The organism is Streptomyces sp. NPDC002994 (assembly GCF_040611155.1).
Classification (GTDB): Bacteria; Actinomycetota; Actinomycetes; order Streptomycetales; family Streptomycetaceae; genus Streptomyces.
In genome coordinates this window covers 390,326-405,529 of record NZ_JBEXNQ010000001.1, presented here as the reverse complement: position 1 = coordinate 405,529, position 15,204 = coordinate 390,326, and the positions used below count along the sequence as shown (strand labels likewise).

The following is a 15,204-nucleotide window of genomic DNA, read 5'->3' as shown; positions in this document are numbered from 1 at the left end:
CTTTCTTCGTGCTTCTGGTTGACCGTCATGCACCGCGCGTCGCCCTGCCGATCAGGAGGTCGCGCAGCAGTGCGTCGGTGGTGGACACGACTCCACTGCGCGCGGCCCACCGCAGTGCCATGGCGTGTTCCTCGGCCGAGAAGTCGGCCACCGCGTCAGCGACGACGAAGGGCTGGATGTCGTTCATGAAGGCGTCCGCCGCCGTCAGCAGGACGCCGAGATGTGCGTACACGCCACAGATGATCAGCTGGTCGCGGCCGGTGGAGCGCAGCAGCCTGCCGAGATGGCTGCGGAGAAAGGCGTTGTGGCGCACGTTGGCGAGCAGGTGCTCGCCGGGCCGCGGGGTGAGTGTCGCGACGATCGCGGCCGCGTCGGGCTCGTGGCCGATGCCGGGCCCCCAGATGTCGGCCAGCAGTCCGCGCTGGCCGGGGGGCTGGCCGGCCGGTTCGGCGCTGAATATGACCGGCATGCCGAGCGTGCCCGCGAGTTCGCGCAGGGCGGCGATGTTGTCGACGAGCTCCACCACGGGGGAGCGACCTGCCGGAAACGTCCGGACGAAGTGGTTCTGCATGTCATGGACCAACAGCGCGGCCCGTGCTGGATCGATCGTCCAGGGAACGCAGGACGGGGGGATCGTGGCGCGGTCGGGCATGGGGTAGGAGCCGATGGCCGGCAAGCCCATGGGCAATCTCCTCCCTGATGACGTGTCCGCCCAGTCGGGCCACGGGCGCGGGTCGCTACCCGGTGTCGGGAGACTTAGCTTAGCCTAACCTAAGCATTGGTGGGATTGCCTGGGACCTACCGTGCTGAATGTCCCGGTGGCGGGATCCGGGTTGACGCACCAAAGCCGCACCCACATCGTGGGTGCGGCTCGATCGCACTCAGCATGCCGCCATGGGCCAGGCGGATTCACTGGAAGCGGTCGGTGACCTCCTCGATGGACTGCGTCGTGAAGGTGAATGCCCGCCCGGCAATGAGGCCACGGCTGGCACGGCCGCACCGGATGGTCCGTCAGTCCTCGATCAGCCCTCGATCAGCCCTCGATCCAGCCATGGCCCTTCGCGAATTTCGCGAGGCCCGCGCGCACGGCGAGGATCTGCTCGCCGGTGAGCGAGGGTGCGGTCCGCAACAGCACCTCGGTCACCTCCTTGAGGTGCTCGTCCGCGCTGAGCACATCGCACATCACGTCCGTGTCGCCCGCCGCCACCGGCGGCGTCAGCGGCTCGCCATCGGCTCCCCGGGCGAGCCGGACGTTGGACGCCTTGGGGCCGCGGTCGCCCTCATCGATCTCGAACTCGACGGCCAGGCCCGAGCGTACGATCGCCTCCGGGATCAGCATGTCGTTCACGTGCAGGAACACATCCTCGCCACCGCCCTCCGGAGCGATGAACCCGTACCCCCGTGCGCCGTCGAAACGCACCACACGACCGGTAACCACCACAACAACCCCCAACCAGAACGGGCCCCTTGCCCGAAAACCTGGATCAGAGCGTAGCCGGTTGTCCGGACCGCTGATCAGTGACTCCCGCTCCCCGAGGGCCCGGGCGTACGCCTCCTGGGCGTCAGTACCGGATCGGCAGGATCCGGCGGGGCGGCACGGTGCGCCGGTGGCCGGGCCTGCGCCACTCGCGCGGGTAGCCGACCGAGACCTCTTCGAAGGGGACCCCGTCGTAGACGGTCGACCGGGGGATGTGCAGATGTCCGTACACCATCGCCGCGACATTGAACCGCCGGTGCCAGTCGGCCGTCCGTTCCGTACCGCACCACAGGGCGAACTCGGGGTGGTGCAGCACGTCCATCGGCTCACGCACCAGCGGATAGTGGTTGACCAGCACCATGGGTGTCGCCGGATCCAGCGCGGCCAGCCGCACCTCGGTTTCCTTCACCCTGCTCTCGCACCACGCCTGCCGGCTCTCGTACGGATCGGGGTGGAGCAGGAACTCGTCCGTGCACACGACGCCCTTGTCGTGCGCGGCCGCCAGAGCCTCCTCCCTGCTGAGCCCGGGGTGGGTGCGGAAGGTGTAGTCGTACAGGAGGAAGAGCGGGGCCACGGTCACCGGCCCCTGAGGGCCGGGCCAGACCGGATAGGTGTCCTCGGGCGTGACGACCCCCAGGCCCCGGCAGAGCTCCACCAGATGCTGGTAGCGCTCGACGCCGCGCAGCTGGAGCGGGTCCTCGCGCGGCGTCCACAGCTCGTGGTTGCCGGGAGCCCAGATGACCTTGGCGAAGTTGGAGGCGAGGGTGCGCAGCGCCCAGTCGATGTCGTACGACTTCTCACCGATGTCTCCCGCCACCAGGAGCCAGTCGTCGTCGGACTCCGGGCGGAGGTCGGCGACGATCTTGCGGTTCTCCTTGTAGGCGATGTGGAGGTCGCTGATGGCCAGGAGACTTCCGGGCGCGTGTGCCACCTGCTCTTCCTCTCTTCTCGGTGTCTTACGTCTCTGCGTCTCTGCTGTCTTTGCGTCTTTGCGGAAGGTGCAACCCCCGGCGCACACTAGCTTGTTCCTTTCATCATGATTCTTTCCGCACACCATCCCGTCCGTGTCGCTGTTGGGCCGAACGGGTGAGGCGCGGGAGGATGGCCGGATGCAGACACAGCAGGTGAGCGGGGTGGTCCGGTGAGCAGGTACGACGTCACCGATGAACAGTGGGCCGGGCTCGCTCAAGTAGTGCCACTGCGCAGCAGGAATGAGTGGCCTTCCAGAGTCGATCACCGCGCGATGCCGGAGGAGGAGGCCGCCCAGCAGCGGCGGATGATCGTGCTGCGCGTGCAGGTGTTCTCCGACGCGCGCGAGGTAGCGGAGTACCTGATCGCGCAGGTACCGGTACTCCTGGACCTGACGGCGGCCGACACCGATGTGGCCAAACGCATCCTTGACTTCAGCAGCGGTGTGGTCTTCGGCCTCGGCAGCGGCATGCACCGGGTCGACCGGAACGTCTTCCTTCTGTCGCCGGCCGGCATGGAGGTCGAGGGCGCCGAGGCGGCCGCGGTCCCTCAATCGTAGGAAGGTCCTCCAGGCGTAACGGTTCGTCAGCCGAGGCGGTGCGTACCGTCCGGCCATGACTGTGCTTTCGCCGGGGACGCGCCCCGGACCTCCGGCCGACGATCGTGGCGTCCCCACGGTCACCGAACTGCGGCTCTCGGCCTTCAGATCGCACCGCGGCGCGGTCTTCCCGCTCGGCCCGGTGACCCTGTTCGCGGGAGCCAGTGGCAGCGGCAAGTCGAGCGTCCTGGAGGTGTACGACGCGCTGGCCCGGCTCGGCGGGGGCGCCGAGCTGGGCGCGGTGTTCCGGGACCCGGCGGGGTGCGTGCCGGAGCGGGCGGGGCCGGACGCCGAGGGGCGGCGGGGGTTCAGGATCGGCTGCACTGTCGAGGGGCCCGCCGGTCCCGTACGTCTGGATCTCGCCGTACAGGCCGAACCCGAACTGCGCATCGTCGGCGAGCGGCTGACCTGCGACGGGCAGACGCTGCTGGCAACGGCGCTGCGCGATCCGGGGCGCAGCACCGTCCAGGCGGCCTGGTACACGGCCGGCACCGCGCCGGTGACGCGGGCGCCACTGCCCGACGACCTGCTCGGTACGGCGCTGCTGCCGCTGCGGGTGGCGGGCAAGACGGCGGGGCAGGTGCGCGTACTGGCGGCCGCTGAGCAGGTGGTGCTCGCGCTGCGTTCGGTGTTCGCGTGCGATCCGCAGCCCTCGCGCATGCGGGAGCCGGTGGCGCGGGGCGATGCCCGGCTGCTGAGCGGTTGCGACAACCTCGCGGAGGTGCTGCGGCGTACGCACCACCAGTGCGCGAAGCGTCATGCGCGGCTGGCGGCGATGGTGCGGTCGGGGTGCGCGGGCCCGGTGGAGGCGCTGACCGTGGAGGAGCTCGCGGACGGGAGGGTACGGGCCATGGTGGGCCGGGGCGGTCCGTGGGCCTCGCCGGTCGGGCGGCTCGGGGACGGCGAGCTGAGGTATCTGGCGCTCGCGCTGGTGCTGCTGACCGGTCCGGGGGTGCTGGCCATGGACACCGTCGCCGAAGTGCCCGCGGCGATGCAGGCGTTGACGGTCCTCGCGGACGGCTTCGACCGGTCCCTGGACGGGCGGCAGACGCGGGAACTGGTGGCGCTGGCGGCCTCGGTCTGCGCCGAGGGGCACATCCGGCTGGTGGGAACGGTCACGGACGCCTCGGCGTCGTACGCGCGCGGGGTGGACGGCGTGGCGGTGGTAGACCTGGGCCCGTGACTGAACTTGATGTGGCGGCACTGCAACGGCGGCTGGCGGAATTCGCGGCGGCCCGGGGGTGGGAGCCGTACCACACGCCGAAGAACCTGGCCGTGGCACTGAGCGTGGAGGCGTCCGAACTGGTGGAGATCTTCCAGTGGCTGACGCCCGAGGAGTCGGCGCGGGTGATGGAGGATCCACGGACGGCGCACCGGGTGGCGGACGAGGTCGCTGATGTCCTCGCGTACCTGCTGCAGTTCAGTGAGGTGCTCGGGATCGATGTGCTGGCGGCTCTGGCGGCCAAGATCGACCGGAACGAGCTGCGCTTTCCGGTGCCGGAAAACAAGGATCGTCACTCTTCGGAGTGATGGATTTATCCAAAACCGCTTTTCTGTCCACAGATTTCGCCATAGCCCTGGCTTTCCGGGCCCCAGACCCTCACTCTGGGTAGTGGGTAGGAGACGGTACGCGAAAGACGCGGGCCATGGTATGGACGGGGGCGGCGCATGGACGCGGTGAGGCTCATCGGGCAGAGCCGGCACGCACTCGCGCAGAGCCGGGCGGCACGGGACATCCTGGCGGAGGCCTGGCAGGCGCAGGCACTGACCCAGGCGATCGCCGGACAGTTGGTGCTGACCGGTCCGGCGGAGCTGAGAGGTGAGGCGCGCGGGCTCAGCGAGACAGGCGGGCGGGGCTGCGGGGTGCTCGACATCCCGGCGCTGTGGGCGGGCGGGACGGACGACGCCGGGGGGCCGCCCCCGGACGCCCGGCCACGTGCCGCGCAGCTGTCCCAAGTGGCGGACGCGCGAGCGGCGTTGATCGGGCTGAGCGTACTTCTCGGGGAGGTGGGAATCGCGCTCGTCGGGGTCGCGTGCGCCACCGACGAGGAGGGCCTCTACTGGCAGTGCATCGAGGGCATCGACGCCGCCGACGAGTCGAGCGACCGCGTGCGCGGGATATTACGCCGGCTCACGGTGCGGGAGCAGGACAGACGTCGCAGCGCTGCTCGCGACTCGGCGGCGGGGCCGTCATGACGCCGTCAGCCGCCGCCGGCGCTGAGGCCACCGCCACCGCCACCGCTCTCGGCGACCGGCGGGCGGTCGGCGGTGGACGGGACGTCGATGCCGGACTGCACGTCGGTGCCGGACTGGAGGTCGGCGTCGAGCTGCGAGAGGTCGGCGTTCAGCGCCGCCATCAGTTCCTCCATCTGCTGGAGCAGACCTTTTGGCTGCTGGGGTACGGCCTGTTCTGGCGCGGCTTCCTGGGACATGGCGGACTCCTCGGCCCTGGCCTTCCCCACGGGGGAGGGCGGTGCCGCGTACGACGCGCCGGCAGCGGCCGCCGGCGCACGGGCCGGGCGGTCCGGCTCCGCCCGAGCCAACGATCTTCGGGGGCGCCGGTCACTGGCGAGGCCGTGCGCGGGCCGCCCGGCCGGTGGAAGTTCACCCGACAGGGCAGGCGCGGGGCGGGTGCCGGCGGTGGGGTTGACGGCAGTCCAGCGGTGCAGGATGGAGGTATGGATCTTCGAATCTTCACTGAGCCCCAGCAAGGGGCGAGCTACGACACCCTGCTCACCGTCGCCAAGGCAGCCGAGGACCTGGGCTTCGACGCCTTCTACCGCTCGGACCACTATCTGCGCATGGGGTCGGGCGACGGTCTGCCCGGGCCGACCGACGCCTGGATCACGCTGGCCGGGCTCGCCCGCGAGACCAAGCGGATCCGGCTGGGCACGCTGATGACCGCGGGCACCTTCCGGCTGCCCGGTGTGCTGGCCATCCAGGTCGCGCAGGTCGACCAGATGTCGGGCGGCCGGGTGGAACTGGGCCTGGGGGCAGGCTGGTTCGAGGAGGAGCACCGGGCGTACGGGATCCCGTTCCCGAAGGAGAAGTTCGGCCGGCTCGAGGAGCAGCTGGCCATTGTCACCGGGCTGTGGGCGACCGAGACCGGCAAGACGTTCAGCTACGACGGGACGTACTACCAGCTGACGGACTCACCGGCGCTGCCCAAGCCCGCGCAGGCCAAGGTGCCGGTGCTGGTCGGCGGGCACGGCGCGACCCGCACGCCGCGGCTGGCCGCGCGGTACGCCGACGAGTTCAACATCCCGTTCGCCTCGCTGGAGGACAGCGAGCGGCAGTTCGGGCGGGTCGGGGCGGCGGCGGAGAAGGCCGGGCGCAAGCCGGACGACCTGGTGTACTCCAACGCGCTGGTGGCATGCGTGGGGAAGGACGACGCGGAGGTGGCGCGCCGGGCGGCGGCCATCGGACGGGATGTGGAGGAGCTCAAGGCGAACGGGCTGGCGGGCTCGCCGGCCGAGGTGGTCGACAAGATCGGCCAGTACGCCGCGATCGGCGCGTCGCGGGTCTACCTCCAGATCCTGGACCTGGACGATCTCGAACACCTGGAGCTGATCTCCTCGCAGGTCCAGTCCCAGCTGAGTTGAGGAGTGGCCTGAGGAGTGTCTGACGAGTAAAGGAGTCTTGCCGTGAAGCCCGTCCGTCCGCTTGCCGCCGCACTCGGCGCCGGGGCCCGGGGGCCCGTTGTCCTTGACGGTGGTCTGTCCAACCAGCTGGAGGCGCAGGGCTGCGATCTGTCCGACGCGCTCTGGTCGGCGCGGCTGCTCGCCGACGGGCCGCAGCAGATCGCGGCGGCGCACGCGGCGTATGTGCGGGCGGGCGCACAGGTGCTGATCACCGCCAGTTACCAGGCGACGTTCGAGGGCTTCGCGCAGCGGGGGCTCGGCCTGGGCAAGGCCGCGGAGCTGCTGGCGCGCAGCGTCGAACTGGCGCGTGCGGCAGGGGAGTCCGTGGACCGGGAGATCTGGGTGGCGGCCTCGGTCGGACCGTACGGGGCGATGCTCGCCGACGGCAGCGAGTACCGGGGACGGTACGGGCTCTCGGTGCGCGAGCTGGAGCACTTCCACCGGCCGCGGGTCGAAGCGCTTGTCGCGGCGGCGCCCGACGTGCTGGCGTTGGAGACGGTGCCGGACACCGACGAGGCCGAGGCGCTGCTGCGGGCCGTCGAGGGGGCCGGGACGCCGGTCTGGCTCTCGTACAGCATCGCGGGCGGACGGACCCGGGCCGGCCAGCCGCTGGACGCCGCCTTCGCGCTCGCGGCCGGGAACGACCAGGTGATCGCCGTGGGGATCAACTGCTGCGAGCCGCGCGACGCGGACGCGGCGGTGGAGGTCGCGGCCTCGGTGACGGGGAAACCGGTCGTCGTGTACCCGAACAGTGGTGAGCGGTGGGACGCGGAGGCGAGGCGGTGGAGCGGCGGGGGCACGTACGACCCGGCGCGGGTGCGCGAGTGGCGGAAGTCCGGGGCCTGGCTGGTGGGTGGCTGCTGCCGGGTCGGGCCCGCGGAGATCGCGGAACTGGCCCGGCTGGCCGGACCGGATGCCTGAACCACCCGTCGCTTAAACCCCTGGTCAGGGTTGGGCCGGGCCGACGATACTCGGGCATGTGTTCCTGACGTACAGTCCGACTCGTCTGCTGCCCTGACTTCCCGCAGGTCAGGGCATGTATTTTGGCGCGGACGTTTCGGCGGGGTCGAATCGGGGGCGTTTCTGGCCGTAAACCCTCGCGCGAATCAGTCCCTTGTCGCACGGCAATGGCGGGACATGCGCGCTTATAGGGTCACCCTCGCCCTCTACGGCTGCCCCGTCACCTCGGGTTTATGAACGTTCGTATCGTGCGAAGTTGTCCGGGGAGCGCCGGGTGATCGAGGGGACGCCGGGGGCTCGGACGTGCTGCGGCACTCCCGGGTACCCAGCTCATTAGATCGCTCGTGATCAGGGGCGGCCCGCCGATGCTGAAGATCTGGCCGTTCTTGGGTCCTCGGAAAGCTCATCATCGGTAAGGACAGGCAATCGGCGATCGGTACCGCTCATCGCAGACACCCCCATGCCTGTCCACCTGCCTCTCGGCCACTGCGGTCCGGAACCCCGGCACGCCCTTTGTCTGCAACTCCACGCTGCTGCTGCGGCGGGCACGGTGGAGGTGCCCGCACGAGTACCGGAGTGCTGCCGCGACTCGGGCCAACTGGCAGCCGCTGGACCTCCGGTCGGTGTAGCTGTGGTCGCGCTCCCGTTTTTTGATCCCATCCGACGGCAGCGCGCCTTGTCAGCCCTCCACCCGGTCCCGCATGTCGAACGGATACCAGCTGATCGAGGGGGACCTGTTGGCCGAGTCGACAACACCCGTACCCAGCCCGACCACCGTCTGGCAAGGCCGCGCTCTCCTGTCGTGGGCGCGGCTCCTTCAACGCACCGTCGCTGGCAAGGGCCGCCGCCAATCCCACCTCGCCCGTCGCAACGCCGCCATGCGCGCCGCGTACGCCCACGGGATGGACCGGCAGACCATTAGTCGGTCGGTCGGGCTCAGCGGGGAGCAGGCACGCACAGCGCTGCGGGGCGAGATGACGACGGAGTTGCGGTCCACCCCCGCTCGCGCGGGAACGTGCTTCCCGCGCGAGCGGGGTGGACCGCACGAGTCGCTGACCGTCGAGGTCGGCAGCCTGTGCTTCCCGCGCGAGCGGGGGTGGACCGGCTTCGGCGGTGGAGCGGCAGCGCGCCCAGATGTGCTTCCCGCGCGACCTGCTGCGGCGCGGCTGGCTCTCCAACGTCGCCTTCTCCACGCCAGAACACCTCATTCGCACCGTCCGGAGAGGCCTACGGCACATCCAGTACCGCAGCAACCTGATTAACGGCTGCCTCACCGAGACCGGCCTGACCATCAGACCCGCATGACGGCATCACGAGTCCCACCTCAGTAGACACTCCCGAAGCGGACAGGTCGGCTCACCACAAGAGCAGCGGGAGTCCTTCTTGTTCAGCGGGGCGGCCTGCTCGTTGGGGAAGTGTCCGCGGGCTTTGACCGCCCGGCGGATCCGGGCGTTGACCGACTCGATCGCGTTGGTCGTGCAGACGATCCGGCGGATCTCGGTGTCGAACCGCAGGAGCGGTGTGAATTCCTCCCAGGCGTTCTCCCACAGCCTGACGATCGCCGGATACTTCTTCCCCCACATCTCGGCGAAGGCGGCGAAGCGGTCCATTGCGGCTCGGTCGGCGCGGTGCAGACGGGCTTGAGGAGTTTCGCGATCTTGTCTCAGTCCTGGCGGGCCGCATAGCGGAAGGAGTTCCGCAGCAGGTGGACCACGCAGGTCTGGACGATCGTCCTCGGCCAGGCCGTTTCCACTGCGGTCTGCATTTCACCGCGGTCAACGCGGAAGGGGTCGTCGCCGACCTCGACCTGCTGCCCGCGGCCTACCGCGTTCGCCCAGTTCGTCGCCCTGGTCGACCCAACTGCCCCGCCCGGCCAGACCACCGGAGTCGAGTTCCGGATCGACGACAGCTTGGATGCTGGCTCCCTACGCCCGTAGCACGCCCCGTGCCAGCCCCAGCGAGCGATCGGAGGCGAGAGTCGCGCCTCCGGCAACGCACAAGGCATTCGAAGGGAAGGACAGCGGACCCCGGCAGTTGATTGGCCCGGGGTCCGTCGTCGTGCAGTTCTGTGCTGTTGTTCCGGGGTGAGGAGGCGCTGTGCGTTGGCCTCGACGGTGGCCCCCTAGTTGACGGCCCGCTGTTTGAAGGTGCGGGCCGCCTTGCGGCGTGCCGGGGCGAAGGCATCGGTTGCGCCAGCTCCCGTGCCCGGCTTCTCGTTCCAGCCGCGGAGCTTCGCCGCGACCCGCTTCAGCTTCGGGTGCCCCGGATTGAGTGCGATCTGGAAGTGGGATTCCTTCGGAGCCGTCGCCTCGTCACCGCCCCAGGAGACTGTGCCGTCGAGTTCGGTCAGGATGTCTCGGATCACGATCAGTTCGTGCGGGAACAGCCCACCTGTGATTCCCGGGGGATAGGCGCCTGGCCGGATGGCGATGGCAGTGCCGGAGAGGTAGTTGGACTCGTAGTCCTTCCGTACCACCGGATTCGTGGAGTGGCCAGTTACGTCACCCACCCGCAACGCGTCCACCTCGTAGTGGAAACGACGCGCGACGTGCAGGAGGACGATGGCCGCGTCGCCGTCGGCGAGGGTGACCGAGGCGGGGCTTCCCTCTATCGCGTGCCTGGTCCCCTTGCCGATCACGGGCCAGCCGTTGGCGGACGTCTTGCCGTTCCAGGTGGCACCTTCGACCAAGGGCGTTGCAGCGGCAGGAGTGGCGGATCCCGCTCCCAGGAGGACTGCGCCGCCTGCGGTGCCGGCAGCGGACGTGATGAACCAGCGCCGCGGCAGGTTCCGTACGGAGGTGTTCATGTGGTTGCTTCCTTGTCATCCGTGGGGCCGGCGTTCGCGCCACGCCGTTGCTTGACAGCGATGGCTACTGCTGCGACGACGCACGCCACGGTGAGTGCGGCCAGCGCGACGACGCCTGTGTTGACATACGCCGGGACGAGGTCGTAGGTGGCGTTGCATTTCTGCGACAGCGGGAACCACTGCTCCGTCGCGTACGCGTATTCCGGATCGAAGTCCTGATGCTTCGTCAGCGTGCAGAATTCTTCCAGGTCGTACGTTCCGAACAGGGAGACGAGCCCCCATACGTACAGGCTTCCCGCGCCCAGCGCCGCGGCAGCCGCAGCGTAAGCCCAGGCACGAGGGCCGCGGGGCCATCTCACGTCGGGCAACCCATAGTTGCTGTACGCCACAGTTTTACTCCCTGGTCCGACACTCAGCTGCTCTTGGCGAAGAAAGCACGCCTACGCTTTGACTCCTGGTCAACGACGCTCTTCAGCGTATCCGCGTATCCGGACAGGAAGGGATTGAGCTTGTCGCCGGGCAAGTAGCCGGGCATCATCGTGTCGACGCCGGCATTCTTACGGATCAGCATGGTGCGGATGGCATCGAGTTCATCGTCGGCGCCGACATCGACGAGCATGGTCCGGGCCGCGCCGATGACCGTATTGGTCTGACCGTTGTAGCGTTCGTTGAAGAATTTTGTGAATCGGGACAGGTGACCGGCTCCTCCGAGGTGGGAGCGGAACCAGTCGGTGATTTTTGTGCCATTCTTCACTGCTTTCCCGAGGAGGTATCCGTCGGCGTCCTCGATGAGATCACCGAAGCCGAACGAGGAGGCCACGTTTATCTTTGCCAGCCGGTCCTTCGCGAAGAGGTACCCGGACGCATACGAGTCCGCGTGATTTCGCCAGTCGGCGTAGAAGGTAGTGAGGTCCCCGCCCCAGCCGGCGAAGTCACCGCGGTTGGCCGCAGCCGCACTCGGGACGCCTCTCAGGTAGTACGCGTCAGCGCAGGCAGCGAGGTGGTCTGCGTTGATTGTGACACCGTAGGAGGGATCGGTGTAGGACTTGACGCGCGCGGGGCCGTTCGCTGCGCAGTAGTTGATCCACTTCATGTCGATCTCGCCGATCAGCGTTTCCCATCCCTGCCCATAGGAGTAGTAGGAAGGGTAGCGGAGCCACTCGAGAACCTTGTGAGAGGCATTACCGCTGTTGTACTTGACAGCAGTCTGGTACAAGCCGTCGATGTACTTCAGGAAAGAATCGACGGGCGAACCGGTGTCGCCAATGCCATCGCGGCCTACGCCCGGGTCGGTGCCTCGCATAACATCGCGGTCGAGGTCGAACTTGTCGCCGCTGGCATCGAATTTGTACTCTTTTATCTGAGCGAACGACCAGTTTTCCGGCATGGGGAATCCCAGGTTCCCGGAGAATCCCCATGACATGCCGGACACGAACGAGTGCCGTGCGTGAGCGTCTGCGCTGACGCGGGAGCATACGTTGCGGGAGCCGTAAACGCCCGCAATGTACTTCTTGCCCTTGTGATTCAATCCCGCTTGTACGCCTGTGAAGTAAGGAACGATGTTAGACGCTATCTGTTCGCTGGTTGCGTCATAGTCGACCGCGAAGTATATGACCGTTCCGCGATTGAACTTGTAGCCTTCGGCGCGGTCATGCGCTTTCACCGCGTGTTTGAAACCCTGATCGTAGGTGAAGTCTGAGAGATACCGGCCGATGTACTGAGAGATGGGGAAAACCTTCATGCCCCCGTCGAAGATCGCATCGAGTTCGCCCGGCATCAGTTCCTTGTTCAGGTCGTACTTAGGGTCGAGCACCTCCTCATCGAGGTACCGCCCAACGACGTCGTACCCTGCCGCCTTGAGCGCCTTGGCGCGCGACAACGAAATCGTGAAGCGAGTATCGCAAGCGGTAGCTTTGCGGTCCGGGTTACCCATAGAAACCAAGAGTTGGCACCACGTGTCGTAGTCTCCTCGCCCGTCTGTGTTGGAAAGCTTGGAGAACGACTGGAACGCTGAAACGTACTGGGCCAGCTTGGCATCGTAGGTGGACTTGAACGAGGTAATGAGGTTGCTTACTTTGCCGTTGAAGACGCACGCTGCAGAGAACAGCTGAACGAAAATCCCTGTCGAACCATCACTGAGAGTGTGATTCTTCAGTCCCGCCTGCGTGCCGGTGCCGAAGTTACCGGTGACGGACTCTTCCGGGAAGCCCATTTCCAGCTGGAGTGCCTTCATCACAGCTTGCTGCACATCGCGCGTGTAGTGCCCGTCACAAGGAATGATAAAAAAGGGCGATTTCTTCCAATAGCGACTGTTGAACCACTGCTGGATTGTTCGCACTTCTTCTGTTCCGCCGGAGACGACGGTGTAAGCGTCCATGGTCAGCAGGGCCTTGAACACTTTCGGGTCCAGGTATCCCTTCGCCGTGTCGAACTCCGAGCCGATGCCCATTTTCGTCATCATGACGGAGATCGCACTACGGGTGGACATCCCGTATGTTCCGTTGATGCCGCCGGGGTCGAACCCCTTGCAGTAGCAGGCGCTTTGGATAATCTTGACGATGTTCTCGTTCTTTTCACCATCCTTCACCCCGCCCCGTTGCGTGAGCGAATTGAGTGTCGTGGGGCCAAAAGTATTGGACAGGTTGGTGATGCCGAGTTCGTACTGAAGGGCGTGCGTCAGGGAGTACATCGTGCCCCACCCCGTTTTGCCGTCTTCCGGGCACTTTTTGTAGCCAAGGACGCTGCTGTAAGTGGAGTTGACCCACTTCTGAGCCTCGAGAACTCGCTCGTCTGCCATCTTGGTTTTCTCTCTGTTCGTCGTTGCACAGCACAGCGGCGTCCCGCTCTTGGCCGGGGGGTTGATCAGCGCCGGGGCATCGGGGTATGCAGGGGTGCACCTTTTCCGGGGCGGCACTGCTCCCGCACAGTTGAATGCTCTTCATGGCCGCGCACGCTAGGCGGGGATGCCGGCTGCCAGCGCGCCGCCGGGCGCGCCGGCAGCCAGCAGGCGTCAGCAAGGCAGGCAGGCTCCGACACGGTGCCGGTTGTAGTTACCGGGGGCGGCCCGAAGTTTGCTTGCGTCTCTCGCTCAGCTGACGAGCGGAGATCCGGTGAGCTGCCAGGTGATCGGGCCCTTGCCGTCTGCTTCGATGTCGTAGACGACGGTCGCGTCGCCCGACCACCACAGATCCGGGTTGAACGCGGCGTTCGGCGAGGAACAGGTCAGCCCGCTTGCATTGGCGTAGCTCTGGTTGAGCTTGTCCGTGAAGTCGCACGTGATGCTGGTAATCACGGTGTCGGCACCGGACGACGTCGGACGGTTCTCCAGGCGGCTGGTCACCTTGAACGACGTGAACCGCTTGCCGGAGTCCTGTACTTGGTCATCCAGGATGCCCCAGTTGAGGGTGGTGTTGGTCTTTATCTTTCCGTCAGCTGAGGGGGCGGCGCAGACATCGGCGCCGATCTGAGTGTCCGGCTTGAGTCCGGGAAGGTCGATGGCTCGTACGTTGCCGGATGCCGTCGAGCACGTCTCAGCTGCGCTCGCAGAGTGCGACGTCAGCACGACCGCGCTGCAGGCGACAGCCGTCGCGGTGAATGTGGACAGGCGCATGATGGTGCGATTCATATGAAATCCTCCGGATTTAGTGGTGAATGAGCGCGACGTGGCCCATCCAGAATTCGGTTCATTGAGCTGGGGCGCGCCGTTGGATCGGTGCTGTATGCAGGAAGGCCAGAACCATCGATGCGCGCTGTGTCCGGTCGAGAGTGAGGGCGCCGGAAACCCGCGACTCTTCGGGGCGGCAGCTCTGCACCGGCCAACCCAACGCTTCAGCGAAGAACACCTGCTGAGACTGAGTTGAGGGCGTTCTACCGCTGTGGGCACTCTGGCTGCGGGACGTCTGCGGGAGTGCCAGCGTCATCCCCAAACAGATGCACCCTTGTTCTCGGATGCCTCGATGGCCACCCATGGCCGCCTCGCAGCAGCCACAGGCTGGCTACTCCCTCGAGCGCGGCAAGCCGCGGGCCCGGTGCCGGGGCGGAGGAGGCCCTCATCCTGCCCGAAGAGTGCTGCGGGTCACCCCTGCAACTGGGTCAGCTTTGGAGTTCCTGCTTGGTGTTCTTCTCGATGGACACGAATGGATGCTCCGGCACCGGCTTGCCGGGGTCCCTAACGGTGAGTTCAGTCGGCCATGATGTGCCGGGGTAGAGGCCGACTACCGTGGTCTTGACGTGCGCCGTTGCCTCGAACCCGCCTGGCCCTGTGATGCGCACATCGACCTGGTAGATGGCTCGCCGGTCACCATTGTTGGTGATCTTCACTGGAATGGTCAGTCCGGATGTGGTGCGGCTAGGGGCATAGACCACGACGTCCCCATCGGTGGCGACCGGAGTACCGAAGGTCTCACCGCCCGAGACCAGACCACTGGGCGTCGATGACGTTATCGGTTTCCCGCGGGGCGCATCCGCGACTCTCTCCGCAGCTGCCTTGTCCGCCGCCTCTTTGCTCGGGTCGACGGTCGCCGAGAGGGACGGGGACACCGGGGCGGCGGATGCTCGTGCCGACTTCGATTCGCTCGGTGCTGGGAGCCGCGCCGATTCGGTGGGGATCGGCTTGGAGGCCGTCACCGCACTCTTGTCAACGCCACTGTTGTCGCTATTCGTCCCGCTGCAGGAGGCGGTGAGTGTGCAAGCCGTGAGTGTCGTAGCGCTCAGCACAAGTGCCCTGACCCGCCCGCCCAGTCCGCCCCGGGAT

15 protein-coding genes and 2 pseudogenes are annotated in these 15,204 nt (G+C 67.2%); 7 read left to right on the top strand and 10 right to left on the bottom strand.

Annotated elements, in window-relative coordinates:
• Positions 1-25: 25 nt before the first annotated feature.
• The 3 genes from ABZX79_RS01745 to ABZX79_RS01735 all read right to left on the bottom strand — a co-directional run bounded on the left by ABZX79_RS01745 (position 26) and on the right by ABZX79_RS01735 (position 2,408).
• Positions 26-682, bottom strand: coding sequence for an isochorismatase family protein (locus tag ABZX79_RS01745; RefSeq protein ID WP_355249945.1), 657 nt, complete (start codon positions 680-682; stop codon positions 26-28).
• A gap of 351 nt (positions 683-1,033) precedes the next feature.
• Positions 1,034-1,438: a cold shock domain-containing protein gene (locus ABZX79_RS01740; RefSeq protein ID WP_355249943.1), complete on the bottom strand. Its 405-nt coding sequence runs from the start codon at positions 1,436-1,438 to the stop codon at positions 1,034-1,036.
• A 124-nt stretch (positions 1,439-1,562) separates the two neighbouring features.
• On the bottom strand, positions 1,563-2,408 hold the full coding sequence (locus ABZX79_RS01735) for a metallophosphoesterase (RefSeq protein ID WP_355249941.1): 846 nt from the start codon (positions 2,406-2,408) through the stop codon (positions 1,563-1,565).
• 210 nt (positions 2,409-2,618) lie between these two features.
• On the opposite strand from ABZX79_RS01735, the gene ABZX79_RS01730 reads away from it, so the two are divergent.
• The 4 genes from ABZX79_RS01730 to ABZX79_RS01715 all read left to right on the top strand — a co-directional run bounded on the left by ABZX79_RS01730 (position 2,619) and on the right by ABZX79_RS01715 (position 5,240).
• Entirely contained in the window at positions 2,619-3,005 is a 387-nt protein-coding gene (locus tag ABZX79_RS01730; protein WP_355249939.1) for a cell division protein SepF, read from the top strand.
• 55 nt (positions 3,006-3,060) lie between these two features.
• Positions 3,061-4,227: an ATP-binding protein gene (locus ABZX79_RS01725; protein ID WP_355249937.1), complete on the top strand. Its 1,167-nt coding sequence runs from the start codon at positions 3,061-3,063 to the stop codon at positions 4,225-4,227.
• Positions 4,224-4,574: a nucleotide pyrophosphohydrolase gene (locus ABZX79_RS01720; RefSeq protein ID WP_355249935.1), complete on the top strand. Its 351-nt coding sequence runs from the start codon at positions 4,224-4,226 to the stop codon at positions 4,572-4,574. The genes ABZX79_RS01725 and ABZX79_RS01720 overlap by 4 nt, the downstream gene beginning before the upstream one ends.
• 138 nt (positions 4,575-4,712) lie before the next feature.
• Positions 4,713-5,240 (top strand): DUF6099 family protein, encoded by a 528-nt coding sequence (locus tag ABZX79_RS01715; protein WP_355249933.1) that lies wholly within the window; start codon positions 4,713-4,715, stop codon positions 5,238-5,240.
• 5 nt (positions 5,241-5,245) lie between these two features.
• Here ABZX79_RS01715 and ABZX79_RS01710 read toward each other — a convergent pair whose 3' ends face one another.
• Positions 5,246-5,476, bottom strand: coding sequence for a hypothetical protein (locus ABZX79_RS01710; protein ID WP_355249931.1), 231 nt, complete (start codon positions 5,474-5,476; stop codon positions 5,246-5,248).
• A 246-nt stretch (positions 5,477-5,722) separates the two neighbouring features.
• On the opposite strand from ABZX79_RS01710, the gene ABZX79_RS01705 reads away from it, so the two are divergent.
• From ABZX79_RS01705 to ABZX79_RS01695, 3 genes and pseudogenes are all read left to right on the top strand, one after another.
• A complete protein-coding gene (locus ABZX79_RS01705; RefSeq protein WP_355249929.1) occupies positions 5,723-6,646 on the top strand; it encodes an LLM class F420-dependent oxidoreductase in 924 nt (307 codons plus the stop codon).
• A 42-nt stretch (positions 6,647-6,688) separates the two neighbouring features.
• On the top strand, positions 6,689-7,606 hold the full coding sequence (gene mmuM, locus ABZX79_RS01700) for a homocysteine S-methyltransferase (protein ID WP_355249927.1): 918 nt from the start codon (positions 6,689-6,691) through the stop codon (positions 7,604-7,606).
• A 1,191-nt stretch (positions 7,607-8,797) separates the two neighbouring features.
• Positions 8,798-8,950, top strand: a pseudogene (locus tag ABZX79_RS01695) (IS630 family transposase); the annotation flags it as partial.
• Between the two features lie 89 nt (positions 8,951-9,039).
• Here ABZX79_RS01695 and ABZX79_RS01690 read toward each other — a convergent pair.
• The 6 genes and pseudogenes from ABZX79_RS01690 to ABZX79_RS01665 all read right to left on the bottom strand — a co-directional run.
• A pseudogene (locus ABZX79_RS01690) lies at positions 9,040-9,371 on the bottom strand (transposase); the annotation flags it as partial.
• A 396-nt stretch (positions 9,372-9,767) separates the two neighbouring features.
• Positions 9,768-10,451, bottom strand: coding sequence for a hypothetical protein (locus ABZX79_RS01685; protein WP_355249925.1), 684 nt, complete (start codon positions 10,449-10,451; stop codon positions 9,768-9,770).
• Positions 10,448-10,840 carry a hypothetical protein gene (locus ABZX79_RS01680; protein ID WP_355249923.1) on the bottom strand — a complete coding sequence of 131 codons (393 nt, stop codon included), beginning with the start codon at positions 10,838-10,840 and terminating at the stop codon, positions 10,448-10,450. Before ABZX79_RS01680 ends, ABZX79_RS01685 begins: the two co-directional genes overlap by 4 nt.
• Before the next feature lie 23 nt (positions 10,841-10,863).
• Positions 10,864-13,248, bottom strand: a complete 2,385-nt coding sequence (locus ABZX79_RS01675) for a glycoside hydrolase domain-containing protein (protein WP_355249921.1) — start codon at positions 13,246-13,248, stop codon at positions 10,864-10,866.
• Positions 13,249-13,539: 291 nt separating this feature from the next.
• Positions 13,540-14,076: a hypothetical protein gene (locus ABZX79_RS01670; RefSeq protein WP_355249919.1), complete on the bottom strand. Its 537-nt coding sequence runs from the start codon at positions 14,074-14,076 to the stop codon at positions 13,540-13,542.
• A gap of 467 nt (positions 14,077-14,543) precedes the next feature.
• Positions 14,544-14,771 carry a hypothetical protein gene (locus ABZX79_RS01665; RefSeq protein WP_355249917.1) on the bottom strand — a complete coding sequence of 76 codons (228 nt, stop codon included), beginning with the start codon at positions 14,769-14,771 and terminating at the stop codon, positions 14,544-14,546.
• Positions 14,772-15,204: the final 433 nt, after the last annotated feature.